This is a genomic window from Streptomyces sp. JJ36 (genome assembly GCF_021696945.1).
Taxonomy (GTDB): domain Bacteria; phylum Actinomycetota; class Actinomycetes; order Streptomycetales; family Streptomycetaceae; genus Streptomyces.
Genome location: NZ_JACYHE010000046.1, coordinates 20,111 through 46,473, shown reverse-complemented (window position 1 = coordinate 46,473; position 26,363 = coordinate 20,111). Strand labels below are relative to the sequence as shown.

Annotated in this window: 29 protein-coding genes; 13 read left to right on the top strand and 16 right to left on the bottom strand. The window is 75.2% G+C overall.

Annotated elements, in window-relative coordinates; translation table 11 throughout:
* From HOY81_RS17800 to pdhA, 3 genes are all read right to left on the bottom strand, one after another.
* Positions 1–549: biotin/lipoyl-containing protein (locus HOY81_RS17800; RefSeq protein WP_306423501.1), on the bottom strand; the 549-nt coding region annotated here is incomplete at its 3' end.
* Complete coding sequence (locus HOY81_RS17795) at positions 549–1,601, bottom strand: alpha-ketoacid dehydrogenase subunit beta (protein ID WP_237321426.1); 1,053 nt, start codon at positions 1,599–1,601, stop codon at positions 549–551. The genes HOY81_RS17800 and HOY81_RS17795, both read right to left, overlap by 1 nt.
* Complete coding sequence (pdhA, locus tag HOY81_RS17790; protein ID WP_237321425.1) at positions 1,598–2,827, bottom strand: pyruvate dehydrogenase (acetyl-transferring) E1 component subunit alpha; 1,230 nt, start codon at positions 2,825–2,827, stop codon at positions 1,598–1,600. Before pdhA ends, HOY81_RS17795 begins: the two co-directional genes overlap by 4 nt.
* 190 nt (positions 2,828–3,017) lie before the next feature.
* Here pdhA and HOY81_RS17785 point away from each other — a divergent pair, with 190 nt between their 5' ends.
* Positions 3,018–3,557: an Lrp/AsnC family transcriptional regulator gene (locus tag HOY81_RS17785; RefSeq protein WP_237321424.1), complete on the top strand. Its 540-nt coding sequence runs from the start codon at positions 3,018–3,020 to the stop codon at positions 3,555–3,557.
* Between the two features lie 76 nt (positions 3,558–3,633).
* Here HOY81_RS17785 and HOY81_RS17780 read toward each other — a convergent pair whose 3' ends face one another.
* A complete protein-coding gene (locus tag HOY81_RS17780; RefSeq protein ID WP_237321423.1) occupies positions 3,634–4,143 on the bottom strand; it encodes a MarR family winged helix-turn-helix transcriptional regulator in 510 nt (169 codons plus the stop codon).
* Positions 4,144–4,321: 178 nt separating this feature from the next.
* On the opposite strand from HOY81_RS17780, the gene HOY81_RS17775 reads away from it, so the two are divergent.
* Positions 4,322–4,732: an organic hydroperoxide resistance protein gene (locus HOY81_RS17775; protein ID WP_237321422.1), complete on the top strand. Its 411-nt coding sequence runs from the start codon at positions 4,322–4,324 to the stop codon at positions 4,730–4,732.
* A gap of 149 nt (positions 4,733–4,881) precedes the next feature.
* Here HOY81_RS17775 and HOY81_RS17770 read toward each other — a convergent pair whose 3' ends face one another.
* On the bottom strand, positions 4,882–5,142 hold the full coding sequence (locus HOY81_RS17770; protein ID WP_237321421.1) for an HPr family phosphocarrier protein: 261 nt from the start codon (positions 5,140–5,142) through the stop codon (positions 4,882–4,884).
* Positions 5,126–5,518, bottom strand: a complete 393-nt coding sequence (dhaM, locus tag HOY81_RS17765) for a dihydroxyacetone kinase phosphoryl donor subunit DhaM (RefSeq protein WP_237321420.1) — start codon at positions 5,516–5,518, stop codon at positions 5,126–5,128. Before dhaM ends, HOY81_RS17770 begins: the two co-directional genes overlap by 17 nt.
* A gap of 91 nt (positions 5,519–5,609) precedes the next feature.
* Between dhaM and HOY81_RS17760 the strand changes: the two genes are divergently transcribed.
* The 4 genes from HOY81_RS17760 (at position 5,610) to HOY81_RS17745 (ending at position 10,381) form a co-directional block, all read left to right on the top strand.
* The gene (locus HOY81_RS17760; protein ID WP_237321419.1) at positions 5,610–6,422 is read left to right on the top strand and encodes an IclR family transcriptional regulator; all 813 of its coding nucleotides are present in this window, start codon (positions 5,610–5,612) and stop codon (positions 6,420–6,422) included.
* 335 nt (positions 6,423–6,757) lie between these two features.
* The gene (gene dhaK, locus HOY81_RS17755) at positions 6,758–7,801 is read left to right on the top strand and encodes a dihydroxyacetone kinase subunit DhaK (protein ID WP_237321418.1); all 1,044 of its coding nucleotides are present in this window, start codon (positions 6,758–6,760) and stop codon (positions 7,799–7,801) included.
* A gap of 145 nt (positions 7,802–7,946) precedes the next feature.
* On the top strand, positions 7,947–8,573 hold the full coding sequence (gene dhaL, locus HOY81_RS17750; RefSeq protein WP_237321417.1) for a dihydroxyacetone kinase subunit DhaL: 627 nt from the start codon (positions 7,947–7,949) through the stop codon (positions 8,571–8,573).
* The gene (locus HOY81_RS17745; protein WP_237321416.1) at positions 8,570–10,381 is read left to right on the top strand and encodes a putative PEP-binding protein; all 1,812 of its coding nucleotides are present in this window, start codon (positions 8,570–8,572) and stop codon (positions 10,379–10,381) included. The genes dhaL and HOY81_RS17745 overlap by 4 nt, the downstream gene beginning before the upstream one ends.
* 116 nt (positions 10,382–10,497) lie before the next feature.
* Here the strand turns inward: HOY81_RS17745 and HOY81_RS17740 are convergent, their stop codons facing one another.
* Positions 10,498–11,106: a TetR/AcrR family transcriptional regulator gene (locus HOY81_RS17740; protein ID WP_237321415.1), complete on the bottom strand. Its 609-nt coding sequence runs from the start codon at positions 11,104–11,106 to the stop codon at positions 10,498–10,500.
* Between the two features lie 148 nt (positions 11,107–11,254).
* On the opposite strand from HOY81_RS17740, the gene paaN reads away from it, so the two are divergent.
* A complete protein-coding gene (paaN, locus tag HOY81_RS17735) occupies positions 11,255–12,946 on the top strand; it encodes a phenylacetic acid degradation protein PaaN (protein ID WP_237321414.1) in 1,692 nt (563 codons plus the stop codon).
* A 153-nt stretch (positions 12,947–13,099) separates the two neighbouring features.
* Here the strand turns inward: paaN and HOY81_RS17730 are convergent, their stop codons facing one another.
* From HOY81_RS17730 to HOY81_RS17720, 3 genes are all read right to left on the bottom strand, one after another.
* Positions 13,100–13,894: an RNA methyltransferase gene (locus HOY81_RS17730; protein WP_237321413.1), complete on the bottom strand. Its 795-nt coding sequence runs from the start codon at positions 13,892–13,894 to the stop codon at positions 13,100–13,102.
* A gap of 115 nt (positions 13,895–14,009) precedes the next feature.
* Complete coding sequence (locus tag HOY81_RS17725; RefSeq protein ID WP_237321429.1) at positions 14,010–15,263, bottom strand: HTTM domain-containing protein; 1,254 nt, start codon at positions 15,261–15,263, stop codon at positions 14,010–14,012.
* A 119-nt stretch (positions 15,264–15,382) separates the two neighbouring features.
* Complete coding sequence (locus HOY81_RS17720) at positions 15,383–16,054, bottom strand: DUF5819 family protein (protein ID WP_237321412.1); 672 nt, start codon at positions 16,052–16,054, stop codon at positions 15,383–15,385.
* A gap of 142 nt (positions 16,055–16,196) precedes the next feature.
* Here HOY81_RS17720 and paaA point away from each other — a divergent pair, with 142 nt between their 5' ends.
* Genes paaA through HOY81_RS17695 form a run of 5 tightly spaced genes read left to right on the top strand, consistent with a single transcriptional unit; the run spans position 16,197 to position 19,827 of the window.
* Positions 16,197–17,162 carry a 1,2-phenylacetyl-CoA epoxidase subunit PaaA gene (gene paaA, locus HOY81_RS17715; RefSeq protein WP_237321411.1) on the top strand — a complete coding sequence of 322 codons (966 nt, stop codon included), beginning with the start codon at positions 16,197–16,199 and terminating at the stop codon, positions 17,160–17,162.
* The gene (paaB, locus tag HOY81_RS17710) at positions 17,159–17,443 is read left to right on the top strand and encodes a 1,2-phenylacetyl-CoA epoxidase subunit PaaB (protein WP_237321410.1); all 285 of its coding nucleotides are present in this window, start codon (positions 17,159–17,161) and stop codon (positions 17,441–17,443) included. Before paaA ends, paaB begins: the two co-directional genes overlap by 4 nt.
* Positions 17,440–18,207, top strand: a complete 768-nt coding sequence (gene paaC / locus HOY81_RS17705) for a 1,2-phenylacetyl-CoA epoxidase subunit PaaC (RefSeq protein WP_237321409.1) — start codon at positions 17,440–17,442, stop codon at positions 18,205–18,207. Before paaB ends, paaC begins: the two co-directional genes overlap by 4 nt.
* Entirely contained in the window at positions 18,201–18,761 is a 561-nt protein-coding gene (gene paaD / locus HOY81_RS17700) for a 1,2-phenylacetyl-CoA epoxidase subunit PaaD (RefSeq protein ID WP_237321408.1), read from the top strand. The genes paaC and paaD overlap by 7 nt, the downstream gene beginning before the upstream one ends.
* A gap of 4 nt (positions 18,762–18,765) precedes the next feature.
* Positions 18,766–19,827, top strand: coding sequence for a 2Fe-2S iron-sulfur cluster-binding protein (locus HOY81_RS17695; RefSeq protein WP_237321407.1), 1,062 nt, complete (start codon positions 18,766–18,768; stop codon positions 19,825–19,827).
* Positions 19,828–20,004: 177 nt separating this feature from the next.
* On the opposite strand, the gene HOY81_RS17690 is transcribed toward HOY81_RS17695, so the two are convergent.
* The 4 genes from HOY81_RS17690 to HOY81_RS17675 form a co-directional block, all read right to left on the bottom strand.
* Complete coding sequence (locus HOY81_RS17690) at positions 20,005–20,346, bottom strand: rhodanese-like domain-containing protein (RefSeq protein WP_237321406.1); 342 nt, start codon at positions 20,344–20,346, stop codon at positions 20,005–20,007.
* Between the two features lie 5 nt (positions 20,347–20,351).
* On the bottom strand, positions 20,352–21,398 hold the full coding sequence (locus tag HOY81_RS17685) for a hypothetical protein (protein ID WP_308341097.1): 1,047 nt from the start codon (positions 21,396–21,398) through the stop codon (positions 20,352–20,354).
* Between the two features lie 136 nt (positions 21,399–21,534).
* Positions 21,535–22,923: a DUF2252 domain-containing protein gene (locus HOY81_RS17680; protein WP_237321405.1), complete on the bottom strand. Its 1,389-nt coding sequence runs from the start codon at positions 22,921–22,923 to the stop codon at positions 21,535–21,537.
* Positions 22,924–23,162: 239 nt separating this feature from the next.
* Positions 23,163–23,528: a helix-turn-helix domain-containing protein gene (locus tag HOY81_RS17675; RefSeq protein WP_237321427.1), complete on the bottom strand. Its 366-nt coding sequence runs from the start codon at positions 23,526–23,528 to the stop codon at positions 23,163–23,165.
* 297 nt (positions 23,529–23,825) lie between these two features.
* Here HOY81_RS17675 and HOY81_RS17670 point away from each other — a divergent pair, with 297 nt between their 5' ends.
* Entirely contained in the window at positions 23,826–24,476 is a 651-nt protein-coding gene (locus HOY81_RS17670) for an FMN-dependent NADH-azoreductase (protein WP_237321404.1), read from the top strand.
* 87 nt (positions 24,477–24,563) lie between these two features.
* Here the strand turns inward: HOY81_RS17670 and HOY81_RS17665 are convergent, their stop codons facing one another.
* Positions 24,564–25,184, bottom strand: a complete 621-nt coding sequence (locus HOY81_RS17665; protein WP_237321403.1) for a hypothetical protein — start codon at positions 25,182–25,184, stop codon at positions 24,564–24,566.
* A 134-nt stretch (positions 25,185–25,318) separates the two neighbouring features.
* Positions 25,319–26,230 carry a universal stress protein gene (locus HOY81_RS17660; protein WP_237321402.1) on the bottom strand — a complete coding sequence of 304 codons (912 nt, stop codon included), beginning with the start codon at positions 26,228–26,230 and terminating at the stop codon, positions 25,319–25,321.
* Positions 26,231–26,363 lie beyond the last annotated feature (133 nt).

The window sequence follows — 26,363 nt, the reverse complement described above, 5'->3', positions numbered from 1 at the left end:
GGCGCCGGGGGGCGCGGTGCCTGCGGCGGCCTCGCCGCCCACGTCCCCGGGGGCGGTGGCGGCGGGCTGCGGGGCGGCGGGGGGCGTGGCGGTGCGGCCCGGGGTGACCGCGGGCCCGCCGGGCGGGTGGGGGCCGCCCCGGACCCGGCCGCGGCGGCGGCCCGAGGGGGCCTGGGTGCCGTAGCCGACGAGGACGTTGCCGGAGCCCTGCTCGCCGGAGTCCGCCCCGGTCCGCTCACCGGCGGTGCGGGCGGGTTCGGCGCCGTTCCCGGAGGTGGGGGCGGCCGCCGCGGTGCCGGGCTCGGCGCCGACGGCGACGGTCACCAGGGGGGTGCCGACCGGCACCTCGTCGCCCTCGTCGCCGTAGCGCGCGGTGATCACGCCGGCGTGCGGGCAGGGCACCTCGACCATCGCCTTGGCCGTCTCGACCTCGACCACGGGCTGGTCCACGGCGACGACCTCGCCGACGTCCACCAGCCAGTGGGTGATCGTCGCCTCGGTCAGCCCCTCGCCGAGATCCGGCAGGGCGAACTCGCGGACCTCCGCCATCACCGACCGCCCCCTTCGACCCATTCGCTCTCCCACTGCAACCGCGCGACCGCGTCCAGCACGCGGTCGACGCCGGGCAGGTGGTGCTTCTCCAGCATCGGCGGCGGGTACGGGACGTCGAACCCCGTGACCCGCAGCACCGGGGCCTCAAGGTAGTGGAAGCAGCGCTCGGTGACCCGGGCCGCGATCTCGCCGCCCGGTCCGCCGAAGCCGGCGGCCTCGTGGACGATCACCGCGCGCCCCGTCCGCCGTACGGACGCGATCACGGTCTCCTCGTCGAAGGGCACCAGCGAGCGCAGGTCCACGACCTCCAGGTCCCAGCCCTCCTCCCGGGCAGCCTCGGCCGCCGCCATGCACACCGGCAGCGACGGCCCGTACGTCACCAGGGTGGCGGAGGAACCGCTGCGGCGCACCACCGCCTCCCCGATCCCGGGGACCTCGGCGGGGGCCTCCGGGTCCCAGGTGTCCTTGCCCCAGTAGAGCCGCTTGGGCTCCATGAAGATCACCGGGTCGTCGGAGGCGATGGCGGCGCGCAGCAGGCCGTAGGCGTCGGCGACCGTCGCCGGGGTGACGACGTGCAGGCCGGGTGTGGCCACGTAGTACGCCTCGGAGGAGTCGCTGTGGTGCTCGACGCCGCCGATGCCGCCGCCGTACGGCACCCGGACGGTGATCGGCATGGGCAGGCCGCCGCGGGTGCGGTTCCGCATCCGGGAGACGTGCGAGACGAGCTGCTCGAAGGAGGGGTAGGCGAAGGCGTCGAACTGCATCTCCACCACCGGCCGCAGCCCGTACATGGCCATGCCGACCGCGGTGCCGAGGATGCCCGCCTCGGCCAGCGGGGTGTCGGTGCAGCGGGTCTCGCCGAACTCCGCGGTGAGCCCGTCGGTGATCCGGAAGACGCCGCCGAGGGTGCCGACGTCCTCGCCGAGCACGTGCACGGCCGGGTCCTCGGCGAGGGCGTCGCGCAGGGCGCGGTTGAGCGCCTGGGCCATGCTGGCGGGCTTGGGCACGGCGGTGGCGGTGCGGCCGGCGTCCGCGGTGGTGGTGCTCATCGGGCTGCTCCCTGAGGTCCCTGCTCTCCCTGCTCTCCCTGCGCCTGCTGCCGGTGGCCGGTCTGCTCGCCGTGGCCGGTCGCGCCCTGACCGGCGGTCCCGGCGGCCTCCGCGGCCTCGGCGGCCAGCTCGGCGCGCAGCCGGGCGGCCTGCTCGCGGAGCTGGGCGGTCTGCTGCTCGTAGACGTCGGTGAAGAGGTCCATCGGCTCCAGCTCCGGGTCCTGGTTCATCCGGCCGCGGAGGGCCGCGGCCATCTCCTCGGCCTCCCGCGTCGCACGCTCCTGCGTCGTGTCGTCCAGCAGGTCGCGGGCGCGCAGCTCGCGCTCCAGGAGGGTGATCGGGTCGTGCTCGCGCCAGGTGGCCACCTCGTCGTCGCCGCGGTAGCGGGTGGCGTCGTCGGCGTTGGTGTGCGCCTCGACGCGGTAGGTCACCGCCTCCACCAGCGTCGGGCCGCCGCCGCTGCGGGCCCGCTCCACGGCCTCGCTCAGCACCGCGTGCACCGCGGGCGCGTCGTTGCCGTCCACCAGGCGGCCGGGCATGCCGTAGCCGACGCCCTTGTGCGCGAGGGAGGGGGCGGCGGTCTGCTTGGCGAGCGGGACGGAGATGGCGAAGCCGTTGTTCTGCACCAGGAAGACGACGGGGGCCTGCCAGACGGCGGCGAAGTTCAGCGCCTCGTGGAAGTCGCCCTCGCTGGTGCCGCCGTCGCCGACCATGGCCAGCGCCACCACGTCGTCGCCGCGCAGCCGGGCGGCGTGCGCCAGGCCCACGGCGTGCGGGAGCTGGGTGGCCAGCGGGGTGCACAGCGGCGCGACGCGGGTCGCGCGCGGGTCGTAGCCGCTGTGCCAGTCGCCGCGGAGCAGCGACAGCACCTCGACCGGGTCCAGGCCGCGGGCCACGGCGGCGAGGGTGTCGCGGTAGCTCGGGAAGAGCCAGTCGCGCTCCTGGAGCACCAGCGCGGCGCCGATCTCGCACGCCTCCTGGCCGGTGGAGGAGGGGTAGACGGCGAGCCGGCCCTGCCGGGTGAGGGCGGTGGCCTGCTGGTTGTAGCGGCGGCCGTGCACCAGGGCGCGGTGCAGCCGCAGCAGCAGCTCGGGGTCGAGTTCCGCGTCGGTGCCCAGCAGCCGGTACGGCTCCGCGTCCGGCAGCAGGGGGCCCGGCTCCCGGCGGGGACGCCAGGCGGGCGGCGGGGAGAGCCGGTAGGTACCGGGCTGCTCGAGGACCGTCATGGGTGAGCACCTCCTCGTGGGCGGCGGCCGCAGGCAGGGCAGAGCACAGCGACGGGAGGCCTCGTGGGCTCCCCTACCGATTGTTCGGTCGCGCGCACATTTTGGCTACGCCCGCGGGCGGCCTGTGGACAAATGGCTGCACAGGCCGTTCCCTGAGGGCAAGGCGTCCACGGAGGGGAGGCGTTCCGGCATGCCGGACGAACAAATGGCCAGCTTCACGGGTGACGGGATCGGCGCCGGCGCGGCGGCCGGTCCCGGAGCGGAGGAGCCGCCCCGGCCGCCCGTACGGCCGCTGGACGCCGTGGACCGGGAGATCCTCCGGCTGCTGCGCGCGGACGGGCGTGCCTCGGTGCGGTCCGTGGCGGAGAAGGTCCATGTCTCCCGGGCCAACGCCTACGCCCGCATCAACCGGTTGCTCGACGACGGGGTGATACGCGGTTTCAGCGCCCGGATAGACCAGGAGCGCGCGGGGCACGGCACCTCGGCGTACATCACGCTGAAGATCGTGCAGGACTCCTGGCGGGCCGTGCGGGAGCGGCTGCGGGAGCTGCCCGGGGCGGCCCACATGGCGCTGGTCGGCGGCGACTTCGACGTGCTGCTGCTGGTGCACACGGTGGACAACCGGTCGCTGCGCGACCTGGTGCTGACCCGCATCCAGGCGATCCCGGAGGTGCTGAGCACGCGGACGCTGCTGGTGTTCGAGGAGACCGACCTCGACCCGGAGCCGTGACGGTCCGCGGCGGAGCCCGGGGCCGCGCTGCGCACCGCTACGGGACGGGTACGGGCCGCGCGGGCCCCGGGGAGGCTCAGTGGCCGGCGCCGTCCGGTGCGTCCCCGGCGTGGTGGGGATCCGCGGCGTCCCCGGCCGCGTCCAGTTCCGCGGTCACGCGGTCGACGAGGCCGCGCAGGGTGCGGATCTCCTCCAGGGAGAGGCCGGTGCCGGCGAGGATCCGCCGCGGGACGAGGCGGGCCCGCTCACGGAGGGCGGCGCCGTCCTCGGTGAGCGCGACGGTGACCGAGCGCTCGTCCTCGGCGCTCCGCGCCCGCCGGACGAGTCCGGCCGCCTGCAGCCGCTTGAGCAGGGGCGAGAGGGTCCCGGAGTCCAGCCGCAGGTGCGCGCCGATCTGCTTCACGGGCAGCTCTCCGTGCTCCCACAGCACCAGCATGACCAGGTACTGGGGGTAGGTCAGACCGAGCTCCTTCAGCAGGACGCGGTAGCGGCTGCCGAAGGCCCGTGAGGCGGCGTGCAGGGAGAAGCAGAGCTGGTGGTCCAGGCGCAGCAGCTCCTCGTCCGGGACCTCGGGGAGCGTCGTCATGCCCTCAGGATACGCCTGCGCGATTTAGTTGTGCACAACTTAATTGTGTGCTCTACTCCCTGGGAGGCGTGGCGGTGCCGGACGACCGGCCACCGCCCCCGCACACCGGACGAGACCTGCCGGGACCCCGGACGGGAGAGGCCGGCGAGTCGCCGGACGAGAAGAAGGAGCACTCCGTATGGACGCGCTGTACACCGCCGTCGCCACCGCCGCAGGCCGGGACGGACGGGCCGTGAGCTCGGACGGCCGGCTGGACGTGCCGCTGGCCATGCCGCCGGCCCTGGGGGGCGACGGCCAGGGCACCAATCCCGAACAGCTCTTCGCCGCGGGCTACGCGGCCTGCTTCGCCAGCGCGCTGGCGCTGGTCGGACGGCAGGCGAAGGCCGACACCGGCGACGCCTCGGTGACGGCGGAGGTCGGCCTCCACAAGGACGGCCCGGGCTTCGGCCTCGCCGTGACGCTGCGCGTCGAGCTGCCGGAGGCGCTGGCCGGCGAGACGGGCCGGCTGCTGGTCAAGCAGGCCCACCAGGTCTGCCCGTACTCCCGGGCGACGCAGGGGAACATCCCGGTCGACATCGTCGTGGAGTGACCGGCAGGGGAAGTGAACGGCGCCGCGCGCGAACGAGGCGCGCATGAACGCCGCCGCGCGCCGACGACGTGGGCCCGCGCCCCCGGCCGGGGGCGCGGGCCCACGTCGTCGGTGGCCGCGAGCGGGGCGCGGGGCGGAGGTCCGCGGGACTACTCGGCGCGGGTCAGGATCTCGGCCAGGGCGGAGACCGCCTCCTCGGCGTCCTCCCCCTCGGCCCGCACCACCACGGTCTTCCCCGCCGTCGCTCCCAGCGCCATCACGGCCAGCACACCCGTGGGATTGATGGTCTGCCCCTCGTAGTCGAGCTGGACGGCGCTGCTGAAGCGTCCCGCGGCCTGGGCGAGCTGCCCGGCGGGACGGGCGTGCAGGTGGGCGGGGAGCACGACGCTCGTCTCAGAGCTTGTCGGCATGGCGGGCCTCCTCGGCGGCGCGGGTGACGGCATCCAGACCGGCGCCGGATGCGGCGGTGACGACGGCGGCGACCGCCCCCTCCACGAAGGGGGCGTCGGCGATCCGGACGTCGGGACGGGGGTGGTCCTCCAGGACCGTGCGGGTGGTGAGGACGGAGCTGCCAAGGTCCGGCAGGACCACGACGCCCGCCCCGCGGTCTGCCTCCTCCAGGGCGGCGCGCACGAGCTCGTAGCTGGTGCCGATCCCGCCCTCGTCGGTGCCGCCGGCGACGGCGAGCGGCACGGACTCCGAGCCGATCTGCCCGGCCAGCGCGCGTGCTCCGCGCGCGAGTTCCGCACTGTGCGACACGAGTACGATGCCGACTGAACTGGTCATGAACGGGGATACTAAATTCCGGAACCCCGTTCAGCAATACCGAACCCGGAAAACCGGGAAACCTCAAGGCCGCTCACTCGGGAGACGCCACATGGTCCAGGCCGTCCAGCGCGCAGCGCGCATCCTCCGGGAGCTCGCCACCGGCGGTCCGCGACTGGGCGTGACCGAGCTGGCCGACCGGATGGGCGTCGCCAAGCCGACGGCCCACGCCCTGCTGCGCACCCTGGAGGCCGAGGGGCTGGTGGTGCAGGACCGGGAGAGCGCCAAATACCAGCTCGGGCCCGACCTGGTGCTGCTCGGCAACGCCTACCTGGACACCCAGGAGCTCCGGACCCGCTCGGTGACCTGGGCCGACATGCTCGCCTCACAGACCGGCGAGGCGGTCTGGGTGGCGGTGCTGAACGGCGACCACATGCTGGTGGTGCACCACGCCTTCCGCCCGGAGGGGGCGGTGCAGATCCTCGAGGTCGGCGCCAGCATCCCGTGGAGCACCTGCGCGCTCGGCAAGGCCGTGGTGGCGTTCGCTCCGCAGGAGGAGCGGGTGCGGCTGCTGGACGGCGAACTGGCGGTGCTCACCGGCGCGAGCATCACGGACCCGCACGTCCTCGCGGAGCAGTTGGAGCAGGTGCGGCGCACCGGGTACGCCCTGGAGGACCAGGAGTCGGCACTGGGCGACGCGGGGATCGCGGCGCCGGTCTTCGACCGCTCGGGCGAGGTGGCGGGGGCCCTGGGCATCGTCGGGCCGGTGGAGCGGGTGCTGGCCGGGGCGGAGCAGGCGGGGGCGCCGGGCGCGGCAGGTGGACGGAGCTGGCAGGACCGCGCGGTGGCGGTGCGGGAGACCGCCCGCAGCCTCTCCCGCGACCTGGGGGCGCCCCGCGGCACCGGCGGGCGGACGAGCGCGTAGCGGCGGCGGCCGGGCGGGTGCGTACCGGCCGGCTACCTCCGTGCACGCGCCCCGCATCCGTCGCCTCCCCGGCACCGCCCGCCCCTGGACGGGAGCGCGGCACCGGGCCCCCGTCCGGAGCGGTCCGGCGGGGACCTTCCGGCGGCCCGGCCCCGGGTTCGCACGGGTCCGCACGGACCGTCGCCCAGGTTGCGCCCGGGTTTCCGCGCGCGTTGCGGCCGGGTTTCCCCAGGGCCGGTCCTCCCCCCTTGACAGTCACGAGCTGGACATTTAGCTTCCGAACATCGTTCATTCATGATGAACGCCACAGCGAGGAGCCCCCCGAGGAGCCCGGCATGAAGAAGTTCGTGAACGCGCCCGAGTCGGTCCTCGACGACGCCCTTGCCGGGATGGCCGCGGCCCACCCGGGGCTCGGCGTGGACCCTTCCGTCCGCATCGTCACCCGCGGCACGTACGGCACCCGGGAGGCCGGCGGCGCCCACGGCGGCACCGACGTGCCCGCCGGTGCCGGGAAGGTCGGGGTGGTCTCCGGCGGCGGCTCCGGACACGAGCCGCTGCACGCCGGTTTCGTCGGCCCGGGCATGCTCGACGCGGCCTGTCCCGGCGAGGTCTTCACCTCCCCGGTGCCGGACCAGATCGTGGCGGCGGCCCGTGCCGTCGACTCCGGCGCGGGCGTGCTGTTCGTCGTGAAGAACTACACCGGCGACGTGCTCAACTTCCAGGTAGCCGCCGAACTCGCCGAGGACGAGGGCATCCGCACCGAGACGGTGCTGGTGGACGACGACGTCGCGGTCCAGGACTCCACCTTCACCGCGGGCCGCCGCGGCACCGGCGCCACCCTGTTCGTGGAGAAGATCGCGGGCGCGCTCGCGGAGCGCGGCGCCGGACTGGCGGAGGTCGCCCGCACCGCTCGCGTGGTGAACGCCGCGTCCCGCTCCTTCGCCGTCGCGCTCACCGCCTGCACCACCCCGGCCGCCGGCCGCCCCGGGTTCGACCTGCCGGAGGACGAGATGGAGGTCGGTGTCGGCATCCACGGCGAGCCGGGGCGCCGCCGGGAGCCGGTCCGCCCGGCCCGAGAGATCGTCACCGGCATGCTGGACGCCCTGCTCGCCGACCGCCCGCTCGACCCGGGCGAGGAGACCCTGGTCCTGGTGAACGGCCTGGGCGGCACCCCGCTGATGGAGCTCTACGTGGTCTACCGCGAGGTCGCCGAGGCCCTCGCCGACCGCGGGATCCGCATCGCACGCCGGCTCGTCGGGAACTACGTCACCAGCCTGGACATGGCCGGAGTTTCGCTGACGCTCTGCCGGGCGGATGCGGAGATGCTGGAGCTCTGGGACGCGCCGGTGGACACCCCCGCCCTGCGCTGGGGCGTCTGAGCCGGGCCGCGCGACGCCCGTACGCGTCCCGCGGGAGCCGTACGAGCGCCCCGCACCCGGCCCGCGCCGGGACCGCCCGGACCTCCGGACCGCCACCCGACCCGCCCCGCCGCTGAAGAAGCCGCCACAGACGAAGGAGTTCCCGGTGGACATCGCCCTCGCCCGCTCCTGGGTGCAGGCCGTCGCCACGGCCGTCGACACGCAGAAGGACCATCTCACCCAGCTCGACTCGGCCATCGGCGACGCCGACCACGGCACGAACATGCACCGCGGCTTCACCGCGGTGACCGAGGCCCTCGACGGCCTGGAGCCGGCCGGCGTCGGCGAGGTGCTGGTGAAGACGGGCACCACCCTGGTCTCCAAGGTCGGCGGCGCCTCCGGGCCGCTCTACGGCAGCGTCTTCCGCACCGTGGGCAAGGCCCTGCCCGGCGCCACGGCCGACGCCCGGGAGTTCGGCGCCGCGCTCGGCTCCGGCCTGGAGGCGCTGCAGCGGCTCGGCGCCGCCGCTCCCGGCGACAAGACCATGGTCGACGCCTACGCCCCCGCCGCCGAGGCGTTCCGCCGGGTGGCAGAGGAGGGCGGCGACTTCGCGGCCGCCGCCACCGCCGCCGCCGAGGCCGCCGAGGAGGGCATGCGCGCCACCACCCCCTTGCAGGCCCGCAAGGGCCGCGCCTCCTATCTGGGCCCCCGCAGCGTCGGTCACCAGGACCCGGGCGCGACCTCCACCGCCCTGGTGTTCCGGGCCCTCGCCGAGGTGGTGGACGCGGCATGACCCCGCTGCCTGCGAGCCGGCCCGCCAGTCCGCCCGCGCGCACCCACCCCGAGACCACCGCGCCCCCCGCGGAGACGCCCGCCGGGGCGGCGGCGCCCCGCCGCGCCCTCGGCGGCCGCCCCGCCTCCGACGGCACCGCCCTCGGGGTGCTGCACCGCACCGACCGCCCGTTCGCGGAAGAGACCGGCACGGCGCCCGGGCGACGAAGCGACCCGGCGGACGCGGCCGCCCGTATCACGGCCGCGTTCGAGGCCGTGGCGGTGCGGCTGCTCCAGCTCGCCGCCCGGCTGCGGGACGAGCAGAAGGACGACCAGGCCGGGATCATGGAGGTCAACGGCTTCCTGGCGCAGGACGCCGACCTGGTGGCCCGTGCCCGCAGCGGTGCGGAGGCCGGGCTGACGGCTCCGGAGGCGGTCCGGCAGGCCGTGGACGCCTACGCCGGGCTGATCGCCGCCCTCGACGACCCGACCCTCGCCGAGCGCGCGGCCGACGTCCGCCAGGTGGGGCGCCGGGTGCTCGCCGAACTCTGCGGGGCGCCGCTGCCGTCGCCGGACGAGCCGCTGATCCTGGTCGCCGAGGAGATCGGCGCCGCCGACCTGCTGGAGCCCGGCCGCACGGTGCTGGGCGCGGTCTCCCGCACCGGCGGGCCGAACTCGCACGCGGCGATCGTCGCCCGTTCCCTCGGCATCCCGCTGCTGCTGGACGCCGACCCGGCGGTGCTGGACCTGGCCGACGGCGCGGAGCTGCTGGTGGACACCGCGGTGCCGCACGCCGTCGTCCACCCGGAGCCGGGCGAGCAGGCCGCCGCCCGGGACGCCATGGCCGCCGCGCGGGCCCGGCGGGAGGCCGCCGCGGCCCAGCGCCACCTGCCGCCGGAGACCCGGGACGGGCACCGCGTCGGCCTGCTCGCCAACGCCGCCACCCCCGGGGACGCCGACACCGCGCTGGAGGCGCGGGCCGAGGGCGTCGGGCTGCTCCGCACCGAACTGCCGTTCCTTGACGCCCGCACCTGGCCGACCCGGCAGCAGCACACCGCCGCGCTCACCCCGGTGCTGCGGCGGTTCGCCGGCCTCCCGGTGACGGTCCGCACGCTGGACTACGCCGACGACAAGCTGCCGCCCTTCCTGGTGGCCGGGCGGGAGGCCGCCGGCGGCCGGCTGGGGCGCGGCCTGCCGCTGATGCTGGCCGAGCCGGACGCCTTCGCCGAGCAGTTCCGGGCGCTGCTGGAGGCCGGCGCGGAGACCGGCCTGCGCATCATGATCCCGATGGTGGCCGGCCTCGCGGAGCTGCGTGCCTGCCGGGAGCTCCTGGACCGTGCGGCCGCGGAGGCCGGGGTCACGGCGCCGCCGCTGGGCGTCATGATCGAGCTGCCGGAGGCGGTCGCCGCGGCGGGCGACCTCGCCGCGGAGGCCGCGTTCCTCTCCATCGGCTCGAACGACCTCACCTGCCAGCTCCTCGACCTGGACCGGCGGGACCCGGCGGCCACCCCGGCCCTGGCGGCCCACCCGGCGGTGCTGCGCGCCATCGCCCGTACGGTGACGGCCGGGCACCGGCACGGCCGCCCGGTCTCGGTCTGCGGTGACGCGGCGGCCCACCCGCTGGTCTCCCCGCTGCTCCTCGGGCTGGGCGTGGACGCCCTCTCGGTGGCCCCGGCGGCACTGGACGAGGTCCGCGCCCGCATCCGCGGCCTGGACCGCGCCACCTGCGGCGTCCTCGCCGAGCGGGCCCTCGCCCTCAGCACGCCCGAGGAGGTGCACGCCCTGGTCGGGCAGGCGGGTCTGTCCGGGGGGCCCGGGGAGACCGCCTGAACCGGAGCCGCGAGGCGCCCGTCGCGGGGACACCCGCGGGGCTGCCGGAGGGCGGCTGCCGGCGCCCGGGGGCGCGCTCAGTAGGCGCGCTCAGCGGGTGCGCTCAGTGGGTGCGCTCAGTGGGTGCGGAGACCGGCGAAGGCGGTGGTGACGACGGCGTCGGCGACCTCGGCTCCGGTGACGTGGCCGCGGCCGGGCCGGTACCACTCGACGATCGAGTTGATCATGCCGAAGAGGAGCCGGGTGGCCAGCCGCGCGTCCACGTCCCCGCGCAGGTCCCCGTCGGCGGCCGCCTCCTTCAGCAGCTCCGCGACCTGCTGGTCGAACTCGCGGCGCCGGTCCATCGCCCAGCGCTCAGTGCCCGTGTTGCCGCGCACCCGCAGCAGCAGGGTCACGTAGGGCAGCTCGGCCGTCAGCACCTCGGCGGTGCGCCGGGCGACGTGCTCCAGCCGGTCCACCGCCCGGCCCTCCCGGGCCGCGGGCTCGTCGAGGATGGCGAAGAGCCCGTCCAGGGCGCGGCTTATGGCCCGCCGCAGCAACTCCTCCTTGCCCCGGACGTGGTGGTAGATGGAGGACTTGGAGATGCCCGCGGCGCGGGAGAGGTGTTCCATGGAGGTGCCGTCGTAGCCGCGTTCGTTGAACACCTGCACGGCGACCGTGAGCAGGGACTCCGGGGTGTAGGTGTCGCGCCGGGCGGGCGGCGGCGCGGGCGTGGCGGCGGGCATGCCGCCGATCGTAGCGGGGCGTTCGGGTGAGCCGTCCCCGGTGTGTGCGGTCACGTTCCTGGCCCCCTTGCACCGACCGATCGTTCGGTAGCAGTATCTACCCATTGCCCCGCTGTCAGCCACCCAGCTCGACGAGGAGTTGGTCACCGTGACCCCCGGACTCTCGCCCGTGCAGTTGATCGAGAAACACCGCGCCACCCTCGACCAGGCGCTGGAGGCCCTCCGCAGCCGTGCCTACTGGTCGCCGCACCCGGAGCACCCGAAGGCCTACGGCGAGGACGGTTCGCTGAGCGCAGCGGAGGGGCAGTCGGCCTTCGACGCGCTGCGCGGCACGCGCTTCGCCCTGGACCAGCCGGGCACGGACGACTGGCCGGCCACCGAGTCCTCGCCCTACGGCATCCCGATGGACATCGCCTACCCGCACCCGGACCCGGACGTGCTGCTGCCGGCGATGCGCGCGGCGATGCCCGCCTGGCGGGAGGCCGGGCCGGAGACGCGGGCGGCGGTGTGCCTGGAGATCCTGGCCCGGATCAGCGCCCGCACGCACGAGTTCGCCCACGCGGTGATGCACACCAGCGGGCAGGGGTTCATGATGGCCCTCCAGGCGGGCGGCCCGCACGCGCAGGACCGCGGCATGGAGGCGGTGGCGTACGCGTACCTGGAGCAGGTGCGCACCCCGGACAGCGCGGACTGGTCGAAGCCGCAGGGCAAGCGGGACCCGCTGACGCTGCGGAAGCAGTTCACCCCCGTCGGGCGCGGCGTCTCACTGCTCATCGGGTGCAACACCTTCCCCACCTGGAACGGCTACCCGGGCCTCTTCGCCTCCCTGGCCACCGGAAACCCGGTGCTGGTCAAGCCGCATCCGCGGGCCGTGCTGCCGCTGGCGCTGACCGTGCGCATCACCCGCGAGGTGCTGACCGAGGCGGGCTTTGACCCGAATCTGGTCGCGCTGGCGGCCGAGCGCGACGGCGAGGGCCTCGCCAAGGAGCTGGCGGTGCGCCCGGAGATCCGGATCATCGACTACACCGGCTCCACGGCGTTCGGCGACTGGCTGGAGACCCACGCCCGGCAGGCCGTGGTGCACACCGAGAAGGCGGGCGTGAACACCGTCGTCGTCGACTCCACCGACGACTACCAGGGCATGCTGGCCAACCTCGCCTTCTCGCTCTCGCTCTACAGCGGCCAGATGTGCACCACCCCGCAGAACCTGCTGATCCCCCGCACCGGCATCGCCACCGACGAGGGCGAGAAGTCCTACGACGAGGTGGTGAGCGATCTCGCCGGCGCCGTCGGCACGCTGCTCGGGGACGACGCCCGGGCCGCCGGGGTGCTGGGCGCCCTGGTGAACCCGCAGGTCACGGAGCGCCTCGACGCCGCGGCGTCGCTGGGCGAGGTGGCGCTGCCCTCCCGCGCCCTGACCCACCCGGACTTCCCCGGCGCCACGGTCCGCACCCCGCTGATCCTCAAGCTGGAGGCGGCGAAGCCGGAGGCCGAGGCGGCGTACCTGGCGGAGTGCTTCGGTCCGGTGTCCTTCGCGGTCGCCGTGGACTCGACGGAGGCCGCCGTGGAGCTGCTGCGGCGCACGGTGCGGGAGAAGGGCGCGATGACGGTCGGCGCCTACACCACCTCCCCGGAGGCCGAGCGGCTGGTCGAGGACGCCTGCCTGGAGGAGTGTGCGCAGCTCTCGCTTAACCTGACCGGCGGGGTGTACGTCAACCAGACCGCCGCCTTCTCCGACTTCCACGGCTCGGGCGGCAACCCGGCGGCGAACGCCGCCCTCTGCGACGGCGCCTTCGTGGCGAACCGCTTCCGCACGGTGGAGGTGCGGCGACCGGCCTGAGCGGCGGGCGACCGACCTGAGCGGCGGGCGACCGACCTGAGTCGCGGCGAGCCGCGGCGGCCGGCCGGTGGCTCGGCGGCCGGGGCCTGCTGCGGGTGGCCGGCCGGGGCCGGACCGGGGCGCGGGGCTGCGGTCACGCGCCCCTGGGCGCGGTCATGCGCTGCCGGGCGGCCGCTGGGCGCTCCAGTGATAGAGCGTCATCGCCACCGAGGTGGCGAGGTTGTAGCTGGAGACCCGCGGACGCATGGGCAGGGCCACCAGATGGTCCGCCCGCGCCCGCAGCTCCGCGCCCAGCCCCTGCCGCTCGGAGCCGAAGGCCAGCAGCGCGTCGTCCGGGAGGGTGCGGGTGCGCAGGTCCGCGCCCTCCGGATCGAGGGCGTAGAGGGGCCCGGCCGGCAGTTCCGCGGGCTCCCGGTGCTGCACCGGGACGGCGAAGTGCAGCCCGGCGGCGGCCCGTACGGCGGCGGGGTGCCAGGGGTCCACGGTGCCCGTGGTGAGCACGCCCGCGGCACCGCACCCGGCGGCGAGCCGTACGACGGCGCCGAGGTTGCCCAGGTGGCGCGGCGCGTCCAGGACGACCAGCGGCGCGGTGCGTCGCCCGGTGTCCACGGCCGGCGCGAGCGTACCGGCCTCCCCGGTACCGCGGACGGCCAGCGCGGCGACACCGGTGGGGTGCGGGCGCGGCACGAGACGGCCCAGGGTGCCGGGCGGCACGGGTCGCAGCAGGCCGGCGAGGCGGTCGGTGAGGTCGGGCGCGAGCCGGCCGGCGAGCGCCAGCGCGGCCGTGGGGTCCTCGCTGACGGCGAGCGGGATCTCCGCGCCGAAGCGCAGCGCGTGCTTGAGGGCGTGGAAGCCGTCCAGCACGACGACGCCCGGCTCCCCCGCGAGCGCGCGCCAGCGGTGCGCCGTCCCGGTGTCCGGGGCGCCCTCCGTTGCCTCGTCGGTCATCACCCCAGCGTACGGGCGCCCCCGGAGGGCCCCACCGCCCGGTGCGCCTCCGGGGGCGGGGCGAGCCGGGCGGCCGGCCGCCGGACGGGAACGCGCCCGGGGCCGGGCGCCCGCGTCAGCGGAGCCCGGCGTCGGCCGGGGCGTCCCGGCCGGGCGCGGAGTCCGCAGGCCGCTCCGCGGCCGCGGGCTCCGGTTCGCCGCCGGGCGCGTCCGGCGCACCGGCTCCGGGCCCGGCGATCTCTCCTGCTCCGGTGCCGGGCGTGCCGTCCGTGCCGTACGGGCCCTTCGTGTCCCGTACGACTCCACCGGGCAGGAACCGGTCGCGGAGCCGTGCGGAGCGGGCGCCCACCCAGACCAGCAGGGCGGTGGGCAGGAAGACGGCGTCGGCGGCGATCATCGCCAGGGAGAAGAAGGGCAGCCCCATCAGCACCGCGATGCTGAGGTGCTCGGCGATCATCATGGCCAGCAGGACGTTCTTGACCCGGCGGTTGAAGAGGGTGAAGGGGAAGGCGACCTGCACGATCACTGTGCCGTACGTCATCAGCAGGATGAGCATCCCGCTGCTCGCCACGACCTCGTTCAGCCCGGGCCAGGGGGCGAAGTAGTCCAGGTGCAGCGGGTAGTAGACGGCGGTGCCGTCCTGCCAGCGGGAACCCTGGATCTTGTACCAGCCGGCGGTCGCGTAGATCAGGCAGACCTCGGCCATGATCACCAGGAGCGCGCCGTTGTGCACCAGGTTGGCCAGGATGTCGCAGACCGTGCGGGCCTCGCCCGGTGGCTGCTGGTGCACCGCCCACCAGACCGCCTGCGCGGCCCACAGCCCCCAGAACACCAGCGCCCAGCCGCCGCTCAGCCCCGGCCCCAGGGTGACCACCGCGAGGGTGAGCCCGGCGAGGACCCACAGCACGATCCCGGTGACGTCCGTCCGGGCGGCGCTCCGGGCGACGTTGCGGGCGGCACGCCGGGCGTCCAGCGACCAGACCCGGCCGCAGCGGGTGAGCACGAGGTAGAGGGCCATCAGATGGACGACGTTGTCCCCGCCGTCGCCCATGAAGACGCTGCGGTTCTGCAGGGAGAGCACCCCGGCCATGAAGAGGACCGAGGCGGTGCGGGTGCGCCAGCCGAGCAGCAGCGCGGCACTGGAGAGCACCGCGAGCGCGTAGACGCTCTCGAACCAGGTCTCGCTGTCGCTCCACAGCAGCACCGTGAACGCCTGGTTGGAGGCGACCAGCCGCTCCGCCAGGTCGAGGCCCCAGGGGCTGCCGGGGCCGTAGAGCTCGTGCCGGTGCGGCCACTCGCGGAGCAGGAAGAGCAGCCAGGTGAGGGAGAAGCCGATGCGCACCACGGCGCTCTGGTACGGGCCCAGCACCTCGCCGGTGAGGCGGGCGAGCCCGCGTTCGAGGGCGCGTTCGAAGCGGGTCCTCCCGGGGTCGCCGCCGGTGCCGGGTGCGGTGTCCGTGCGGGTCCCGGCCCGCTGCCGCTGCTCGCTCACGCGCCACCGCCCCCCGACAGGTCCGCCGGGTTGACGTCCCACCACGGCAGCCGCCGGTACTCGGTCCGGGTGTCCGTCTTCTCGTCGCTCCAGGCCGGCGGCGCGACCTGGGTGGTGGCGGAGCGAAGCTGGATGCGCTCCACGGTGCCGCCGTCCCGCTCCGTACCCAGACGGTCCATCACGATCCGCTTCACATAGGTCTTGGAGAGGTCGCCGCGCATCCCCGTGGGGCGGTTCTCCGCGTCGTGCGAGCCGACGTAGAAGTCCCAGGCGCGACGGAGCTCGTTCTGGGCGGTGTGGCTGGGGAGCAGGTTCCCCTCGATGGCGGCACCGTCCATGGCGGAGAGGTCGATCCAGCCGGTGGTCTCCTCGGTGCCGTCCTCGTGCACCACCTCGGCGCGGGCGTGCACCGCGATGTTCTGCTGGAGGGGGTTGGGGGCGAAGAGCTTCCAGTTCTGCTCGAACTCGGGATAGACGTAGTCGTCTATCGCCTCGCCGTGCTCCGTGCTGAGCGTGTTCTCCGGCGCGACGTGCAGGAAGACCATCGTCAGATGTACCGCGACGGCCACCGCGACGCCCGCCACGGCTATCGCCACCACGACCCTTCCCGGCCAGGACAGCGCCGCGACGCCGCCGCGCGCCTCCTCGTCAGGCTCGTCAGGCTCCATGCCCTCCCCGTCCTTCGTGCTCCGCACTGCCCCCCAGAGGTTAGCCACCTTTCCGGCGCTCTTGACAGCGCGTGGCGAACCGGCACACCATTGAACCGAACGATCGGTCGGTCGGTTGATGCCGAAGCCTGGAGGGGCTCGCATGACAACGGTGCTGCCGGAGCAGGACCAGCAGGCGTACGAGGCGGCCTTCGACGCCGCCGTCGCCGCGGACGAACGGATCGAGCCGCGGGACTGGATGCCCGACGCCTACCGCGCCACGCTGGTGCGGCAGATCGCCCAGCACGCGCACTCCGAGATCATCGGCATGCAGCCGGAGGCCAACTGGATCACCCGCGCCCCCTCGCTGCGCCGCAAGGCCATCCTGATGGCCAAGGTGCAGGACGAGGCGGGCCACGGCCTCTACCTCTACAGCGCCGCCGAAACCCTCGGCGTGGACCGCGACACCCTGCTGGACAAGCTGCACAGCGGCCGCCAGAAATACTCCTCGATCTTCAACTACCCCACCCTGACCTGGGCCGACGTCGGCGCCATCGGCTGGCTGGTGGACGGTGCCGCGATCACCAACCAGGTGCCGCTCTGCCGCTGCTCCTACGGCCCGTACGCCCGGGCCATGGTGCGCATCTGCAAGGAGGAGTCCTTCCACCAGCGGCAGGGGTACGAACTGCTGCTGGAACTCAGCCGCGGCACCGAGGCCCAGCACGCCATGGCGCAGGACGCGGTGGACCGCTGGTGGTGGCCCTCGCTGATGATGTTCGGGCCGCCGGACGACGAGTCCGCGCACAGCGCCCAGTCCATGGCCTGGAAGATCAAGCGGCACTCCAACGACGAGCTGCGCCAGCGCTTCGTCGACATCTGCGTCCCGCAGGCCGAGGCCCTCGGCCTCACCCTCCCCGACCCGGAGCTGCGGTGGAACGAGCAGCGCGGCCACTGGGACTTCGGCCCCATCGACTGGGACGAGTTCAAGGCGGTCCTGAAGGGCGCCGGGCCGTGCAACGAGCAGCGCCTCACCCAGCGCCGCCGGGCCCACGAGGAGGGCGCCTGGGTGCGCGAGGCGGCCGCCGCGTACGCCCGTAAGCACGGACGGAAGGAGGCGGCTGCCGCATGAACGGCGAGTGGCCCCTGTGGGAGGTGTTCGTGCGCAGCCGGCGCGGACTGTCGCACACCCACGCCGGCAGTCTGCACGCGCCCGACGCCGAGATGGCGCTGCGGAACGCCCGCGACCTCTACACCCGGCGCTCCGAGGGCGTCTCGATCTGGGTGGTGCCCTCCGGCGCGATCACCGCCTCCTCCCCGGACGAGAAGGACCCCTTCTTCGAACCGGCCGCCGACAAGCCCTACCGGCACCCGACCTTCTACGAGGTGCCCGAGGGGGTGCAGAACCTGTGAGCGGCACCGTGCCACCGGCGGCCCCCTCGCCCGCCTCCGTCCCCGCGCCCGCACCGGCCCGGGCCGAGCTGGCGCTCGCCGACGACGCCCTCGTCCTCTCCCACCGGCTGGGGGAGTGGGCCGGTCACGCACCCGTGCTGGAGGAGGAGGTCGCGCTGGCCAACCTCGCGCTCGACCTGCTCGGCCAGGCCCGCGCCCTCTACGCCGACCTGGAGGACCTCGGCACCGAGGACGAACTGGCCTACCTGCGCGAGGAGCGCGCCTTCCGGAACTGCCAGCTCGTCGAGCAGCCCAACGGCGACTTCGCCGCCACCATCGCCCGCCAGCTCCTCTTCTCCACCTGGCAGGAGCTGCTCTACGGGCAGCTCTCCGCCACCGGCTCCGGGCACCCGCTCGCCGTCAAGGCCGTCAAAGAGGTCGCCTACCACCGCGACCACGCCGAACACTGGACGCTGCGGCTCGGCGACGGCACCGGGGAGAGCCACGCCCGCATGCAGAGCGCGCTCACCGGGCTCTGGCGGTACACCGACGAACTCTTCCAGCCGCTGGACGGCTGGGACCTCGACCTGACGGCGCTGCGCACCGGCTGGGACACACGGATCGGCGACGTGCTCGGCCGGGCCGGCCTGGAGGTGCCCGCGGTGCCCGGCGGCACCGGATGGACCGCGGGCGCGGGACGGCAGGGCCTGCACACCGAACCGTTCGGGCGGATGCTCGCCGAGATGCAGCACCTGCACCGCAGCCACCCGGGGGCGTCATGGTGACGGCGGGAGCGCGGGCGGAGCCCCGGAGCGCCCGGGCGGCGGCGCTGCGGGCCGCGGCCGGCACGGTCCCCGACCCGGAGCTGCCCGTCCTCACCCTGGCCGAGCTCGGGGTGCTGCGCGACGTGCGGGAGACCGCACCCGGGCGGGTGGAGGTCGACCTCACCCCCACCTACACCGGCTGCCCCGCCGTCGAGGCGATGGCCGCCGACCTGGAACGCGCGCTGCGGGCCGAGGACGGCGTCGCCGAAGTGACCGTGCACACCGTCCTCACCCCACCCTGGTCCACCGACGACATCACCGCCGAGGGCCGCCGCAAGCTCGCCGAGCACGGCATCGCGCCGCCCCGGCACGGCCGTACGGGCGGACCGGTGGCGGTCGGGCTCGGCCCCACCCGGCTGGCCGGCGCCCCGCCGGAGCAGGACGAACCGGTCCGCTGCCCGCACTGCGGCTCGGCCGCCACCACGCTGCTCAGCCGCTTCTCCTCCACCGCCTGCAAGGCACTGCGGCGCTGCGAGACCTGCCGCGAACCGTTCGACCACTTCAAGGAGCTGTGAGGCGATGTTCCACCCGCTGCGGGTCACAGCGGTCGAACGGCTCACGGACGACTCCGTCGCCGTGACCCTCGCGGTGCCGTCCGAGCTGCGCACCGCCTACCGCTACGACCCGGGTCAGCACATCGTGCTCCGGCGCACCGGCGAGGACGGCACGGAGCTCCGGCGCACCTACTCGCTCTGCGCGCCCGCGAGCGAGGCTCCGGAGGAGCTGCGGATCGGCGTGCGGCGCGTCGAGGGCGGCGAGTTCTCCACCTACGCGCTGAAGGAACTGGCCGTCGGCGACACCGTGGAGGTGCTGCCGCCCAGCGGGCGGTTCGTGCTGGAGCCGCGGCCGGGCCGGTACGCCGCGATCGTCGGGGGCAGCGGCATCACGCCGGTGCTGTCGATCGCCGCGACCCTGCTGGAACGGGAGCCGGAGGCGCGCTTCCATCTGCTGCGCAGCGACCGCTCCGCGGCCTCCACGATGTTCCTGGAGGAGGTCGCTGACCTCAAGGACCGGCATCCCGACCGCTTCCACCTGGTCTCCGCGCTCTCCCGCGAGGAGCAGCAGAGCGGGCTGCCCACCGGACGCCTGGACGAGGAACGGCTGGCCGGGTTGCTGCCGGCGCTGCTGCCGGTGACCGATGTCGACGGGTGGTACCTGTGCGGGCCTCTCGGGCTGGTGGAGGGGGCCACCCGGGCGTTGCGCGGACTCGGGGTGGAGCGGAACCGCGTGCACCAGGAGATCTTCCACGCGGAGGAACCCGCCGCCGGGGCCGCCGCCCCCGCGGTCCGCACCCCCGCGCCGGGCTCGGCGACCGTCACGGCCACGCTGGACGGCCGCTCGGGGAGCTGGCCCGTCGCGGACGGGGAATCCGTGCTGGAGACCGTCCTGCGGAACCGGGCGGACGCCCCCTACGCCTGCAAGGGCGGGGTGTGCGGGACCTGCCGCGTACGGCTGCTCTCCGGGGAGGTCCGGATGGACCGCAACTACGCGCTGGAGCCGGAGGAGGTGGACGCCGGGTATGTGCTGGCCTGCCAGTCCCATCCGGTGACCGCCGCGGTCGAGGTCGACTTCGACTCCTGAGCGACGCGGCAACGGCGGCGCTCGGCATGGCCTGGCGGCCGCCGTGGCGCTCGGCACACCGGCGCCGGGGGAGCCCTGCCTCCGGCCCTGGGCACGCCGGGCCCGGCGGAGCCAGGCACGCCCTTCGGGCCCCCCGCCCGGACCGGCGTGCCCAGGGCCGGAACCCGCCGCCTCAGCTCAGGCGACGTGGGCCGGGGCGCCGCTCTCCGTGATCAGGGGGCGGCCGGCGGCCTCCCACGCCTGCATGCCCCCGCCGACGTTCACCGCGTCGACGCCCTGCTGCCGCAGATACTGGGTGACCTGCGCGGAGCGCCCGCCGGACCGGCACACCACGAACACCCGCTCGCCCTCACCGGCCCGTTCGGTCAGTTCGCCGTAGCGGGCGACGAAGTCGCTCATCGGGATGTGCAGCGCGCCCTCGGCGTGCCCGGCCACCCACTCGTCCTGCTCCCGCACGTCCAGGAGCAGCCCTGCGGCGGGCACCTCCGCGACGTCCACCTCGGGCACCCGACTGTGCATGCCTCTCAGCCTTTCCACGTTGCGTTCGTGAGCTCCGCGAGCCGCGCCTCGCGCTCCGCGACCTGGGCCAGGAGCTGCTCGGCGATCTCGTCCAGCAAGGCGTCGGGATCGTCCGGCGCCATCCTCAGCATGGCACCGATCGCGGAGTTCTCCATCTCCTCCACCATCCCCGCCAGCATCTCCTTCCGCTGCGCCAGCCACTCCAGCCGGGCGTACAGCTCCTCGCTCCGGCTGAGCGCGTGCCCGGCCTCCCGGGCGGCCGGCCCGGCCCGCCACTCCTCCGCGAGCCGCTGCAACGCCTCGGTGTCACCGGCGGCGTACGCCTTGTTGACCCGGACCATGAACTCCTCGCGGCGCTCACGCTCCGTCTCGTCCTGCGCCAGGTCCGGGTGGGCCTCACGCACCAGCTCGCGGTAGGCCCGGCGGGCCTCCTCGCCGGGCCGCACCCGGCCGGGTGGCTGGACGGGCTGCTCGTTGAGCATGGCGGTGCCCTCGGGGGAGAGCCCGTCGGAGTCGATCCAGCCCTGGAACAGCTCGTCCACGCCGGGCATCGGCTGCACGACCGCACGCGCCTCGTCGGCGCGGCGCCGGTCCTCCGGGTCGCCGGTCCGGTCCGCGACGGCCTCGGCGATCCGGGCGTCCAGCTCGTCGAGGCGGGTGTACATCGGCCCGAGGCGCTGGTGGTGCAGCCGGGAGAAGTTCTCCACCTCCACCCGGAAGGTCTCCACCGCGATCTCGAACTCGATCAGCGCGGTCTCGGCGGCCCGCACCGCCCGCTCCAGCCGCTCGGTGGCGGCCTGCTCGGCGTCCCCGGGCCCGGCCTCCCGGGGCTGCCGAGCCGCACCGTCCTGCCCGTCCTGCCCGGACTCACCGGACTCCCCGAGCTGCCCGGCCTCACCGGACTGCGTGGAGCCCTCGTCTCCGGCCCGAGGCGGCTCCCCGGCTCCCGCGGCGGGGCCTCCGGGGCCGCCGCCGGACCACCCGGGGTCGTCTGTCCTGCCGGCCGGGCCGCCGGCCACGCTGCCGTCCTGTTGCTCGGCTTCCTGGCGCACTGGCTGGTTCCTCGCGTTCCTTCGCGTTCCTTCGCGTACCTCGCGACGGTCTCCGGACCGCCGGGCCGGCGCCCCTGTCGCGGCGCCGCCCGCCCCGCCCGGCACGGCACCACGGGCAGCCTACGGAATGGCGTCCTCACACACCCAGCTCGGCCGCTATGCGTCCCTCCCGCACCGCACGGACCAGCTCGGCGTGGTCCGCCTCGGTGCGGTCCGCGTAGGTCACCGCGAACGCGGCCACGGCCTCGTCCAGGGCCTCGTTCTTCCCGCAGTACCCCGCGAGGGTGCGGGGGTCCGCGCTGTGCGCGTGGGCGCGGGCCAGCAGGGCGCCGGTCATCCGCCCGTAGTCGTCGATCTGGTCCGCGGCGAGCGCGGCCGGGTCCACGCTGCCCTTGCGGTTGCGGAACTGCCGCACCTGACAGCCGCGGCCCTCGACCGTCGTCCAGCCCAGCAGGATGTCGCTGACCACCTGCATCCGCTTCTGCCCGAGGACCACCCGGCGGCCCTCGTGCGGCACCGGCGGCACCTCGAACCCGGCGGCCTCCAGGTGCGGACGGAGCACGGACGGCCGCGCCTCCTTCACCTGGAGCACCAAGGGCTTGCCCCGGTGGTCGAGCAGCAGCACCACGTACGACCGGGTGCCGACGCTGCCGGTGCCGACGACGCGGAACGCCACGTCGTGTATCGCGTACCGGGCGACCAGCGGGTGGCGGTCCTCCGGAAGGGTCCGTACGTAGTCGGCCAGCGCGGCGGCCACCCGGGACGCCTCCTCGTCCGGCACCCGGCGCAGCACCGGCGGCGCGTCCAGGAAGCGGCGGCCGCCCTCGCCGTCGTCCTCGGTGGCCTTGGCGGCGTACCGGGCGCTGGTGTTCCGCCGGGCCTTCTCGGAGACGCGCTCCAGGGTGCCCAGCAGGTCCCGGGCGTCGGTGTGCGAGACCAGCTCCTCGTCGGCGATGGCGTTCCACGCCTCGGCGGCCGGCATCTTCGCCAGCAGCCGCATGGTGCGGCGATAGGCACCCACGGCGTCCCGGGCCGCCTCCCCGCACTGCTCCTCGCCCGCCCCCGCCTCCCGGCCGGCCAGCACCAGCGAGGTGGCGAGCCGCTTGAGGTCCCACTCCCAGGGGCCGACCACGGTCTCGTCGAAGTCGTTGAGGTCGATGACCAGGCCGCCGCGGGCGTCGCCGTAGAGACCGAAGTTCGCCGCGTGCGCGTCGCCGCAGAGCTGGGCGGCGACACCGGTGACCGGCGTGGAGTGCGCCAGGTCGTACGCCATCAGCCCGGCGGCGCCGCGCAGGAAGGAGAAGGGCCCGGCCGCCATCCGGCCGACGCGGATCGGCGTCAGCTCGGGCAGCCGTCCGCGATTCGACTCCGCAACGGCCTCGACCGCGTCCGGGCGGCCCGGGGCCGGTTCGAAACGGGCATGTGCCTCGCGCGGGACCTCCTCCCGCAGCGCCTTGCCCGCCCGCTTGGGCGACCCGGTGCGCGGCCGCTCGGCGAAGCCCTCCACCGCTGGAATCCGCACCATGCCGCAGCCCCCCTCGATACCGTGCGGCAGCGCCGCCGATCCGTTTCCGACCGCCCCGACGTTACCGGCGGACGCCACCGCCCGCCGACCCCCACGGCGCGACCTGTGGACAACTCACGCGTTGTGGATATCCCGGCGCGCAGCGCCCGCACGCCGCGCCCCGCTGTCCGCCTGCGGGAGCGGGCGGCCGCGGCACCACCGGCGGGCTCGCGCCCCTGCCTCGCCGAGCCGCCCGGGCGTCAGCCGCCGGACGGGCGGGCGCCGTCGCGGAACTCGGAGGGGCAGGCCTCCGACTCCTCGGGCAGGTGCGCGTCCGCCCACCGGGTCAGCTCGGTCATCGCGGGGCGCAGTGCGTGCCCGCCCTGCGTCAGCCGGTAGCTGACCCGCAGCGGCGGGCCGGGCTCCACCTCGCGCTCGACGAGATTCAGCACCGCGAGCTCGCTGAGCCGGTCGGAGAGCATGCGCTCACTGATGCCCGGAACCGACCGCCGGAGCTCGGCGAAGTGACCGGGGCCGTTCATCAGGGCGGCGATGATCAGCCCCGTCCACCGCTTGCCCAGCATCTGGAAGACCCGGGTGATCCCGGCCTCGGGCGGGGTGCACATGTCGCCCTGGGCCGCCTCCGGTGCCGCGGCGCCCCGCACCGGCGGCACCTGCTCTCCGCGCCGGTCTCCCTGCTCGTCCCGAAGCTCCGCCATGCCTCCAGGGTACTGCCCGCGCGATAGGGGATGCAGAAAAGTAAGCACCTGTGGTATCACTAGTGACGTACGAAAGAGAACGGGCTGCGGAGGCACGCCGGAGCACCGTCTCCGCCCCCTTCTGTGAACCCCCTCCGTGCACCCCCCTCTGTGAACCTCTCCGTGCACCTCTCCGTGCACCTCTCTGTGAATCGGAGCACCCCCATGGCCACGCTGCTGCACCTGGACTCCTCCCTGAACGGCGACCACTCGCACTCCCGGGCCGTCACCGCCGCCTTCCGCAGGGCATGGGAGGAGGAGCACCCGGACGGCCGGGTGATCCACCGCGATCTCGCGGCGGACCCGCTGCCCCACATGACCGCACCCGCCTACTACGCGGGATTCGTGGCGCCGGACGAGCGCACCCCGGAGCAGCGGTCGGCCGTCGCACTGCGCGAGTCGCTGATCGAGGAGGCCGAGTCCGCCGACGCGCTGCTGATCGGCGCGCCGCTGTACAACTACACGATCTCCTCCAGCCTCAAGGCGTGGCTGGACCACGTCATAGCCGTGGGCCGCACCGCCATGACGGAGGAGCGGACGCTGGCCGGCAAGCCGGTCATCGTCGTCACCACCCGGGGCGGCTCCTACGCCCCGGGCACGCCCGAGGAGGGGAACGACCACGCGGTGCCGTATCTGAAGATGCTCCTCGGCGACAAGCTGGGCCTGGAGCCGCACTTCATCGTCCCGGAGCTGACCCTGGCGCCGCACACACCCGGCATGGAGGGCCTGGTGCACCTCTTCGAGGCCTCCCGGGAGAAGGCGCTCGCGGACGCTCAGGAGCAGGGCAAGAAGCTGGCCTCGCGCCTCGCCGCCTGAGTCCGCCCGTCGGCGGCCGGCCCGGCCCGGGGCAGCGCACGGCGCCCAGGCCGGGCCGGCTCGGGGCACGCCGGGGCCGGGTGGGCGTCAGCCCCGGGCACGCCCGGACCACCGGGGCTCCAGCCGGGCCCACTCCTCCTCCCAGAGGGCGTAGCGGTGCCGGTCGAAGAGCCGGGCGAGGACGGCGCGGAGCAGCATCACCGCGATGACGGCACCGCCCGCCACCAGCAGGGCCGTGACCCAGCCGCTCATCGCCGCCGAGGCGGGCGAGTCGGGCGGCGTGGTGAGGTGCCCCTCCCGGTCGACCCAGACCCGTGCCGGGTCGCCGCGCTCCGCACCGGCCTCGACGCGGACCGTGCCGGTGTGCACGGTGCCGTCCTCATCGGTCCACCGCACCTGGGCGACATCCGCGCCCCGTCCGGGGTCGGCGCCCGTCGCCTCCTTGCCGTCGGTCGTCAGCCGTGCGGTGACCTCGGTGCGTTCCGCCGCCTGCGTGCGGGCCTGCTCCAGATGTGCGTCGTGCGCCGCCGTCCCGGCCGCGAACGCCGCCCACACCCCGCCGAGCAGCAGCACCAGGACGAGCAGCACGTTCACCCGGGACTGGGCACGGTCGCAGGGGCGCCGCAGCGGGTTGTGCCCCGCCGGGGTGGGGCTGCTGCCGGGCACACCGGGCGGGGGTGCCGCGGGCGGCGGCTGTGCGGTTCCCATGGCTGCTCACCTGCCTCCCCTGCATGCCTCTCGCGTCCGGCGGCCGGCCGCGCCGGCGTACCGGCGGTGCACGACCGCCCGGGCGGCGCCGGAGCGGCGCTCGCACGGCACGGACGGCCCCCGGAGCGCCGGGCTCAGTCGTGCGGCACGACGGCGACGGGCACGTCGGCGTGGTGGAGCACGGCGTGCGTGACGGAGCCCAGGTGCGTGCCGATCGGCGACCGCCGGTTGCGCCGCCCCACCACCAGCAGCGAAGCGTCCGACGCGGCCTCCACCAGCTGGTGCGGAGCCCGCCCCAGCACCACCTGGTACTCCACGTCCACGGCCGGGTACTTCTCGCGCCACGGCCGCAGCGCGTCGCTCAGCGCCTCCGTCTTCTCGTCCGCCATCTCCTCGGCCGTCCCCGGCACCGCCGCGAACGGCCGGATACCGAAGGACGGCGGCAGCTCCCAGGTGTGCACCACACGCAGCACCGCCGACCGCCGGGCGGCGGCGTCGAAGGCGAAGGCCAGCAGCGGGTCGTCCGCCGAGCGGTCCAGCTGGAGCCCGAGCACCACGTCGTTGGCCATCGCCGCGTCGCCGTTCCCGCCCGCGGCCTTGGCGGTCAGCACGTCTTCCTGGCCCTCCTGCTCGGGCGCGCGGACCAGCACGACGGGGCACCGGGAGTGCGCCACCACGGGCAGGCCCACCGAGCCCACGACAAAACCGAGCACCGTGCCCAGCCCGCGGGAGCCGAGCACCAGCAGCGAGGTCTCCCCGGAGAGCTCGGTCAGGACATGCGTCGGCCGGCCGGTCACCACCTCCGTGCCGACCCGGAGCGACGGGTTGCGGCGCGCCAGCGCGGCGGCGGCCTCGCGCCCGGTGCGCTCGGTCCACTCGCGTTCCGCCTGCTCGTCGTAGATGGCCGGGTAGGGGTACGGCCCGGTGTCGTGGACCTGCACGATCCGCAGATCCGCTCCGCGGAGCACCGCCTCGTCGGCGGCCCAGGCGACCGCCGCGCGGCTCTCGGGCGAGCCGTCCAGGCCCACGGTGACGGTCGGGGTCATGGTCCACCTCCAGGAGACGGGGTGCTGCACGACCACGGTCGGCCCCGGCGGGCCCCGCGGCCGAGGGGCCACAGGTCCCGACGACGGGCCGACCGGCCCGTCCGGAGCGGGACCCTCACCCGGCGCGTACCCG